Below are 1,003 nucleotides of genomic sequence, written 5' to 3'. Positions count from 1 at the left end.
GCCCGCACGCTCCATGAGGTACGCGACCTCCGATGTCCTCCATTCGCCCATGGCCGTCAACGCCTCGGTTCGCAGTAGGTAACTTCGATCTCCAGCCAGTCGCGATCACCGACGCGCGGGGCCTTCAGAGGTATCTCGCCGACGATCTGGCAATCATCCTTGTACGCGAGGCCGTTCAACGCGTCCTCCACCAGCTTCAGGATGTTGGAGCTGTCCGGCTTCGCGGTGTCCTGCTCGCCGATGCGGCGCTTTGGCCAGCTTTTCGGCACCTTGCGATGGGACACTACGGCGAACAGCACGGGGCCGGCGAAACCTGCGCGGATGGCACCGCGTGCTGCCCTGTACCTGTCCGTGATCTCGTCCATGGCCTTCTGGTGCTTCGTCGCGTTGTGCATGTGGGGATGCCCGCCCCTCGTGTCCATGCGCGGGCGCATAGCCCCAATGACTTCGGGCAGCTTCTCCGTGTCGCAGTAGATACGGGTTGCCATCGTCTCGATCTCAGACAGGCCGAGGTAGTCGAGCAGGGGAGCGCGTGCGTCTCTCAAGTAGGGGTTCATGCGGCGCTCACGTCTTGTGCTTTGCATGCCTCCACGGCTTCCTGCCAGGTGCTTGCGGGGAAGAACGTCTGGGCGTGCACCGTGTCGTGCCAGACGCGCTCGAAGTCGATGCCTGCGCGGTCGAGGTCGCACGTCTTCGGGAAGATCACGCGTGCCAGCTTCGGGCGAAACATCAGCATGTAACGGGATAGCGGCGCCCACAGGTTGTTATCAAATCGGAACTCGCGGCTTACGGTTATGTCCAGGCCGACTTCCTGGGCGATGCGGTACAGGTCGCCCCGGCGGATGCAGACCTCTCCGTTGCCGTACGCTCGCTCGCAGAGGCGCACCAGGCGCATCCAGCGAGAGGTCACTTTGCCGTAGTCTCTCGCGACCCAGGCGCACGCCATCTGGACGCGCAGCATGGGATCGGTCTTACCTATGCCGTCGTAGAGTGTTGGTTGCTC

General features: G+C 63.3%; 2 protein-coding genes. Both read right to left on the bottom strand.

The window, feature by feature from the left end; translation table 11 throughout:
- Nucleotides 1–56: 56 nt before the first annotated feature.
- The gene (locus RR842_RS14865; protein ID WP_332714266.1) at nt 57–584 is read right to left on the bottom strand and encodes a RusA family crossover junction endodeoxyribonuclease; all 528 of its coding nucleotides are present in this window, start codon (nt 582–584) and stop codon (nt 57–59) included.
- A partial coding sequence (locus tag RR842_RS14860) for a hypothetical protein (protein ID WP_332730346.1) occupies nt 554–1,003 on the bottom strand: 450 nt, incomplete at its 5' end. The genes RR842_RS14860 and RR842_RS14865, both read right to left, overlap by 31 nt.

It is taken from the genome of Gordonibacter sp. (genome assembly GCF_036667095.1).
Classification (GTDB): Bacteria; Actinomycetota; Coriobacteriia; order Coriobacteriales; family Eggerthellaceae; genus Gordonibacter.
This window is presented reverse-complemented; position numbering and strand designations above follow the sequence as displayed.

Coding starts and splice junctions, on each gene's coding strand:
- RR842_RS14865 (WP_332714266.1), bottom strand. CDS start 584: ATGCAAAGCACAAGACGTGAGCGCCGCATGAACCCCTACTTGAGAGAC.